The organism is Desulfobacula sp., assembly GCF_021107415.1.
In genome coordinates this window covers 1-7,520 of the sequence record NZ_JAIOSW010000414.1, presented here as the reverse complement: position 1 = coordinate 7,520, position 7,520 = coordinate 1, and the positions used below count along the sequence as shown (strand labels likewise).

Annotated in this window: 8 protein-coding genes; 6 read left to right on the top strand and 2 right to left on the bottom strand. The window is 37.8% G+C overall.

Going from position 1 to position 7,520, the window contains the following annotated elements:
- Together K8S13_RS20880 and K8S13_RS20875 are read left to right on the top strand one after the other, a co-directional pair.
- The coding region (locus K8S13_RS20880; RefSeq protein WP_291465657.1) for a class I SAM-dependent methyltransferase at nt 1-607 on the top strand (607 nt) is incomplete at its 5' end.
- An 8-nt stretch (nt 608-615) separates the two neighbouring features.
- Nucleotides 616-2,037: a mannose-1-phosphate guanylyltransferase/mannose-6-phosphate isomerase gene (locus tag K8S13_RS20875; protein ID WP_291465656.1), complete on the top strand. Its 1,422-nt coding sequence runs from the start codon at nt 616-618 to the stop codon at nt 2,035-2,037.
- A 15-nt stretch (nt 2,038-2,052) separates the two neighbouring features.
- Here the strand turns inward: K8S13_RS20875 and K8S13_RS20870 are convergent, their stop codons facing one another.
- The gene (locus K8S13_RS20870) at nt 2,053-2,529 is read right to left on the bottom strand and encodes a hypothetical protein (protein WP_291465655.1); all 477 of its coding nucleotides are present in this window, start codon (nt 2,527-2,529) and stop codon (nt 2,053-2,055) included.
- Between the two features lie 120 nt (nt 2,530-2,649).
- Between K8S13_RS20870 and K8S13_RS20865 the strand changes: the two genes are divergently transcribed.
- Both K8S13_RS20865 and K8S13_RS20860 read left to right on the top strand, forming a co-directional pair.
- Nucleotides 2,650-3,180 carry a YqgE/AlgH family protein gene (locus K8S13_RS20865; RefSeq protein WP_291465653.1) on the top strand — a complete coding sequence of 177 codons (531 nt, stop codon included), beginning with the start codon at nt 2,650-2,652 and terminating at the stop codon, nt 3,178-3,180.
- Nucleotides 3,181-3,197: 17 nt separating this feature from the next.
- Entirely contained in the window at nt 3,198-5,468 is a 2,271-nt protein-coding gene (locus K8S13_RS20860) for a dynamin family protein (RefSeq protein WP_291465651.1), read from the top strand.
- Here the strand turns inward: K8S13_RS20860 and K8S13_RS20855 are convergent.
- A complete protein-coding gene (locus K8S13_RS20855) occupies nt 5,457-6,047 on the bottom strand; it encodes an HDIG domain-containing metalloprotein (protein ID WP_291465648.1) in 591 nt (196 codons plus the stop codon). The two genes, K8S13_RS20860 and K8S13_RS20855, sit on opposite strands and share 12 nt — an antisense overlap.
- Nucleotides 6,048-6,166: 119 nt before the next feature.
- Between K8S13_RS20855 and K8S13_RS20850 the strand changes: the two genes are divergently transcribed.
- Both K8S13_RS20850 and K8S13_RS20845 read left to right on the top strand, forming a co-directional pair.
- Nucleotides 6,167-6,985: a putative molybdenum carrier protein gene (locus tag K8S13_RS20850; RefSeq protein ID WP_291465646.1), complete on the top strand. Its 819-nt coding sequence runs from the start codon at nt 6,167-6,169 to the stop codon at nt 6,983-6,985.
- 253 nt (nt 6,986-7,238) lie between these two features.
- Nucleotides 7,239-7,520 (top strand): rhomboid family intramembrane serine protease (locus K8S13_RS20845; RefSeq protein WP_291465643.1); only part of this gene is annotated, 282 nt, incomplete at its 3' end.

Below are 7,520 nucleotides of genomic sequence, written 5' to 3'. Positions count from 1 at the left end.
TCGTCAAAATAGAACAAAACGGTTCTTTAAAACAGTAGCACCCCAGTGGGATCGATTGAAAAAAGAAGTGTTAGGCAATTTTGATTTGAATTCCATGATTAAAGAAAAATTATCTTTTTATGGAAACATTTCAGATCTTGGCTGTGGAACAGGGGAACTCATTGAGATATTGTCCGAAAGAGCGTCACATAAGCTTATTGGCATAGACGCTTCTCCTGAGATGCTGGAGCAGGCAAGGTTAAGGCTTTCAGGTACTGCCGCTGCTGAGCTAAGACTGGGTGAACTTGAACATCTTCCAATGAAAAATCAAGAAATTGATACGGCAATAATGAATATGGTGTTACACCATATCTCACAACCTGAACTGCCAATCACTGAAGTTTTTCGAGTGCTCAAACCAAAAGGCCTGTTTATCCTGGCTGATTTTGAAAAACACGGTCAGGAAAAAATAAAAGAGATCATCGGTGGATCATGGCTTGGGTTTGAAAAAGAAAAAATAAAGATCTGGTTGACAGATGCAGGTTTTCATTTTAAGTCTATTGACTCTTACCCTGTCAATCATGGTTTGACGATTAATGTATTCACGGCAATGAAGCCATCAATATAGGAGAGATTATGATTATTCCGGTAATTCTTGCAGGAGGATCGGGGACAAGACTTTGGCCGTTGTCCAGAGAGCTTTATCCAAAACAGCTGATTGATATATATAATGAAAATACCATGTTGCAAAACACGATATTAAGGCTGGAAGGAATAGAGATGCTGGGGGCGCCCATTGTCGTCTGCAATGAAGAGCACAGGTTTATGACGGCTGAACAATTAAGAAAGATTAAGATTGATCCCCATGCAATTATTCTGGAACCTGTGGGCAGAAATACAGCACCTGCCATTGCCCTTGCAGCATTAAAGGCAATGGAAAACAATGAAGACCCGATACTTCTGGTATTACCGGCAGATCATGTAATTGAAAAAATCGGTGATTTTCATGCCGCCATACAGGCAGGACTTAAATATGCTGAAAAAGACAATTTGATAACATTCGGGATTATTCCAAGGTCTCCTGAAATCGGATATGGATATATAAAAAAGGGTGAAGTGCTGGAAAAGGATACAGGTGCCTCAAAAATTGAGAAATTTGTTGAAAAACCGGACCTTCCGACTGCCCAAAGATATATTGAATCCAGATCATATTGCTGGAATTCCGGAATGTTCATGTTCCAGGCATCTGCAATTATAAAGGAGCTTGAGAACCATGCACCGGATATTATGATCTTATGTAAGGAAGTGATAGCCACCGGTGTTCAGGATCTTGACTTTTTCAGGTTGAGTCTGGAAGGATTTAAAGACATTCCGTCCGACTCCATTGATTATGCAGTAATGGAAAAAACATCAAAAGGAATAATGATCCCCCTTGATGCCGGGTGGAATGATTTGGGATCATTTGATGCTCTGTGGCAGACGGGGCAAAAGGATGGGGATTTGAACGTTATAAAGGGAGATGTTTTAACCCATGATGTTAAAGAATCCTATATTAATTCTGAAAGCAGCCTGATTGCTGCTGTTGGTATTGAAAAATTTGTTATCGTGGAAACAAAGGATGCTATTTTGGTTTCTCCCAGGGATAGGGTTCAGGATGTTAAAAAAATTGTCAAGCAATTAAAGGATCTGAACAGGCATGAATCTGTTACCCACCGCAAAGTTTACAGACCCTGGGGCAGTTATGAAACCATGGATATTGAACCCAGATTCCAGGTAAAAAGAATTACGGTTAAACCCGGAGCAAAGCTGTCGCTGCAAAAGCATTTTCACCGCGCAGAACACTGGATAGTGGTTTCAGGTTCAGCAATCATCACCAAGGGAGAAAAACAAATGCTGCTCAAAGAAGATGAATCCACCTATATTCCCTTGGGAACTCTGCACCGGTTGGAAAATCCGGGAAAAATTCCTCTGGAGCTGATAGAAGTCCAGTCCGGCTCATATCTGGGTGAGGATGATATTGTCAGATTTGATGATGTCTATGGAAGAAAAGAGGATTGATATAAAAATTACAAGTTACAAATAATCGCCCCGGTTGAACTTTATCTGTTCAACCTCTATGGTTGCCATCAATTGGGTGAGGATATTTTTTAAATCGTCGTTGGAGGTCGCATTATTTTCAAATTCCTGTGCCAGGGTCTTTATCTGGCTTGATGCCTGTTCGAGGATATTGTAGGCCTTTTTCAGGGTTTTGTCAGGATCTTGAAGCCAGGATGCATATGTTTCAAGTAAATCCAGGGAGACGGTAAGCTTTTGGACAAATTGAGTTTGATTAAGTTCAAAGTTCAATTGTTGCGCTTTAAGGGAACCTTCAATTTCAGGAAGCGATGCTGTTTCTTTGAAAACAGTATTGTTGCTGCCTTTTTTAATTTGATTTGTTAAAATTTTATCAAAGGAATCTTTGTTTTTTTGAGATAATTCCTTTTGTTTAATACTCGGTTCAATTGAGGATATTTTATTAATGTTTGCTATTTTGGGATTAATTTCATTCATAAAGCCGCTCTTTAGTGACAAAAAGTATTGCAAATAAAACAAAAATATTTCAAACTACTTTTTTTAATAAATATACGTAAACTATAATTGTATTGTCAAGATTAATTACGGAGCTGGTTCATGACTGATGACATCTTACAAAGTATGAAAGGAAAATTTTTACTTGCTATACCCGGGCTTCCAGATCCCAATTTTGCCCAGACCGTGACATGCATGTGTGAACATAATGAATCCGGTGCTCTTGGTTTTATTGTGAATAAAGTGCATCCGCTTCTTACAGGAAGAGAATTATTTGAGGATTTGAATATTAAGTGCGACAAGAGTGTTGATACACTGGAGATTTACCTTGGCGGTCCTGTTCAGCCCAGCGGGGTGTTTGTTCTTCATGGACCGCCCTATGACTGGAATGAAAGCCTGAAAGTTTCAGATTGGCTGGCTTTGAGTAATTCAAGAGATATCCTTGAGGCAATTGCGGTTCAAAAAGGCCCTAAATCCTTTATGGTTGTGCTTGGATGTGCAGGATGGGGACCGATGCAATTGGATAATGAATTAAATGATGCAGCCTGGCTGACCTGTCCAATTTCTGAAGAAATAATTTTTTCAACTGATACCCAATTGAAATATGAAAAAGCGATGATGCTGATATATTGATTTTCCCTGCCAAAACGATGACAAATAAAACAACACCAATAAATTCCATTGAAAAAATAATTAACGAAACGTTAACAATTCTTCAACGGGTTGAACAAATCCCGCAAATGAGTGATAGCTCATCTAAAGAATATCAAGCAATCTGCCGGCGTATTCCGGACCAGATTCGTGCAGGGCGTCTGAAGATAGCTGTTGTCGGGGTCATTAAGTCAGGTAAAAGTACCTTTGTCAATTCTTTGGTCGGAAAGGAATTGGTAAAGAGAGGGGCGGGCGTTATCACCTCGATTACCACAAGAATTCAAAAAGGGAGAAAGAATCAGGCCAATCTCCATTTTAAATCATGGGATGACATTAATTCTCAATTACAAAAAGCCCTGTTGTTATTTCCCGATGACGGTCGCGATGATAGCCCTGGTGATAGACCCGATGATAGACTGGGCAATGAAATAATTAATGATTTTGATATCAGGCGTGAAAAAGACAGGGAATATTTAAAAAAAGTATACCAGACGCTAACCTGTGATTTTCCGGTCACAAAAGACGGTATCAGACCCCAAACTCTTTTGATCAGGCATGCGCTTTACGGGTTTGATATTTGTAAGGATCTGGTCCAGGCTGATGAAACCGTTGTTCGTTTTGAATCAAAAGATTTTGACAAACACAAAGCCTATACTTCTGATCCCAATAAAGCTTTTTATATCAAGGACGTCTGCATTAACGTGTTTGGCAAAGTAATGGATCCCAGTATCGAAATTGCCGATTGCCAGGGAGCAGATTCAACCGACCCGGCTTCACTGGCCCATGTTTTAACCTATCTTGAATCATCAAATCTGATTATCTACTGCATCAGCTCCCGAACCGGGTTAAGACACTCGGATATTGTATTTTTAAAACAGATTAAAAATTTAGGACTATTGGATAATATTCTTTTTATCAATAATTGTGATTTAACTGAACATGAAAATTTTAACGATTTGATTAAAATAGAAACCAGTATTCGAGACAACCTTGAATTTTTAGAGATACAACCCAAAATTTTTTCTGTTTCTTCACTTTATAACCTTTTTTTAAAACTTGAATCAAAATTAATCAAAAAGGACTTAAGCCGGTTAAAATTCTGGCAGGAAGAAAAGAAAATGGTTCAATACTGTGATTTGCAAACTCAAAAATTCAATTCTTTTTTTAACCAGGTGATTGATAAAAATCGGTATGAGCTTTTGATTTCAAATCATTTGAAGCGGCTTGGCATTATCGTTGGCCAATTGGAGCAACGGGCAGATATTTTCCTTGATTTGCTGTCTTCCGACAAATCAAAGGAAGAAAAGGCAATCAGGATATTGGATGATTTGCATCAAAATGCATCCCGGTTAGAAACCATCGTGACAAATTCTATCCAGGGGGCTGTCAGTGGTTTAAAAGATGAAATAGAGTCAAATATCAAAGATGTTTTTATTCAGGACCAAAAGGCTATCTTAAAAAATGCCAGGGAGTATATTCAAACGGCTTGCCTTGATGTTGAACAATACAGATCCGTGGCAAAGGAATCAGGCTTTAATCAAATTTTATACTTAATATTTCAGGAGTTTAAACGCAAGCTGGATTTATATGTTATTGAAGATGTTAACCCCCGGTTAAAAAGATTTGTTAAGGCCCAGGAAGAAAGAATCACATCATATTTTCAGTCTTTATTTGATTCATATCAGATCGATTTATACCAGATTAATTTGTTAAAGGCCGATCATCATTCACAACTTGAAGACATGTCAAAATTGACACAGCAACAAAACGATTTTATTGCTTTAGTGGATATCGACAACATAAAAAAAATACTGGGTCTTCAATTGCCGACCAGGATATTTGAGGCAGAATACACACCCAGAATCAAGGCCAATATCATCACGGGTTTTTGCCTGCAAACCTTGTCACAAATATTTTTTTCATTATCTAACAGGAATTCTGTGTTTTCATTTTCTCCTGCATTGAAAAAAGCAGCCGTGAACATTAAAAAGGAAAACCAAAAGATCATAAAAGATCAATTTGAACAATACCAGTTAAGCTTGCAAGCAAACTATTTTTTGCCTTTAATCGAGGCTGCCACAAGGGATTTTAAAGAAAAGATAAGTGAACGATTTAACCGGTACCATTTTTTCAAAGAAGAGATTGAACATCTTTTTTCTTTAAAACGTTCTGAAAAAAAAGATCAAAAAAAGAAACTATTATCCATAAAACAGCAAATTCAAAAGGTGGCAGCGGACATAGCCTCATACCCGGAAATATCATGGGAATAAACTGATGGATTTTAAATAGTCTTCTTTTTTAATTTTTTGTGTCATATGTTCGGATAATTGATCAGGGGTTATATCAAGGGGGTGAAAAATTTTATTTTCCAGGTTTAATGTGTTTGTCCACATAATCTGAATTTTGTCTTTAAACTCTTTTCGAGATCCATATCGTAATTTAATGTATTTAAGCCTTTTATTCAACGACACCACCTTATCATGTAATACCCTTTTATCAGAATAATTAACTATTTCCTGCACCGAAACCGGAGAATCGTTTTCATAAGAATCCAAAATGACGTGCTGACGGATGATATCCCCCACTTCGGGATATCCCATATCAGTTAACATCAGGCCACCGGTCTCGGAATGGATTTCGTTTGTATCAAAGCTTCTGGTTTTTGTTATATCATGAAGCAATGCAGCAGACGTTGCCAGGCGGACGTCAAGATCTGGAAAGTGTTTTTTAAGCTTAATAGTTAAGAACAGTGCGACATTGGAAACCATGATAGAGTGGGCGATAATATGATCCATCATATCTGTTTTTTTTATCAGTTTAAAACAGTTTATTTTTGATGGTATGTTCATAGATCCTTAATTTAATTTTATCAGGTTAAATTATTTTAAATGATAAAATAGTATTGAAGTTATACCCCTTGCTGTTATGATAGAAAAGGTTTTTTTTTAAAAGGCAGTGGTAGATTGCGATGTTGAAAAAAATAATTTCAGGCGGACAGACCGGTGCAGACAGGGCAGCACTTGATGTTGCTATTAAATTCAATATTGAACATGGCGGATGGATTCCAAAGGGTCGCAAAACGGAAAAAGGGCCATTGCCGATGAAATATCAATTGAATGAAATGAATACAAGTGATTACAGGGAAAGAACAAAGCAGAATATTATTGATTCCCATGGTACCGTAATTATATCCCGGGGTAAACTTACCGGTGGATCTAAGCTTACCCAGAGTTTTGCAACACTTGTCGGCAGGCCGAATTGTTATCTTGATCTTTTAACGGCAGAGGAATTTGAGGTATCCATTATTTTGAAATCTTTTATAATGGAAAATGAAATTCGAATTTTGAACGTAGCCGGTCCCAGATTAAGCCATCACCCCGGTATTTACATGGATGTAAAAACGATTCTTGAAGCCGTGCTCTATCTTCTTTTTATGGATACGCGGCAGGACGAATTTCTCAAAGAATACATTCCTGCTGGTCCCGTTAAAGAGGATTTTCCTCAAGCCATGGAAGAGGCCATTGACTTGCTGTGTGACGATTTGCCCCTGAAAACAAAAACATTTATTGCCAGATTTGAACCCCGCAATATCCACAGGCTCTATTTTACACTGCTGGAATATATAAGACACCGAGTCGGATTTGATATGGAAAATAAAGGGCTCTTAAAGGATTGTTCCGTTAAGATGAAGGATGACAAGTGTAATATTGAAGATGCTGTTATGGAGATTTTAAAACGGTTTAAACAACATCTTGAAAAAGATCATATATTGAGGATGGTGCAATGATACCCATTCGGGATACCCAGGCTTCCAATTGCATTCCTGTCGTGACTTATATCCTCATGGGAATTAACCTGATGGTCTTTATCCTGCAAATCCAGACCGGATTTGATAATGAAGTCTTTTTTTACTCTTACGGGTTGGTCCCGGCAAAATATACGGTCCATGAGATATCGAAATATTTTTCAATAGGCAATCAGCTATTTTCCATTTTATCCTATATGTTTCTGCATGGCGGGTTTTACATTTCATCGGGAATATGTGGACATTGTATATTTTTGGAGACAATGTCGAAGAATATTTCGGTTCAATACGATTCTTAGGGTTTTATTTAATATGCGGTATCATTTCAGGACTTTTTCATTTTTTTGTAAATCCCGTATCCATGGTGCCGACCATTGGTGCAAGCGGGGCCATTGCCGGTGTCATGGGCGCTTATTTTCTGCTGTATCCGAAATCACGCATTTTAACCCTTGTTCCCATCATCATCATACCCTGTTTTGTTGAAATACCCGCGTTTATTTTTCTTGGACTCTCGTTT

What these genes read in the sequence shown, in the direction of transcription:
- K8S13_RS20875 (WP_291465656.1), top strand. Translation starts at nt 616, where the DNA reads ATGATTATTCCGGTAATTCTTGCAGGAGGATCGGGGACAAGACTTTGG.
- K8S13_RS20870 (WP_291465655.1), bottom strand. Translation starts at nt 2,529, where the DNA reads ATGAATGAAATTAATCCCAAAATAGCAAACATTAATAAAATATCCTCA.
- K8S13_RS20865 (WP_291465653.1), top strand. Translation starts at nt 2,650, where the DNA reads ATGACTGATGACATCTTACAAAGTATGAAAGGAAAATTTTTACTTGCT.
- K8S13_RS20860 (WP_291465651.1), top strand. Translation starts at nt 3,198, where the DNA reads ATGACAAATAAAACAACACCAATAAATTCCATTGAAAAAATAATTAAC.
- K8S13_RS20855 (WP_291465648.1), bottom strand. Translation starts at nt 6,047, where the DNA reads ATGAACATACCATCAAAAATAAACTGTTTTAAACTGATAAAAAAAACA.
- K8S13_RS20850 (WP_291465646.1), top strand. Translation starts at nt 6,167, where the DNA reads ATGTTGAAAAAAATAATTTCAGGCGGACAGACCGGTGCAGACAGGGCA.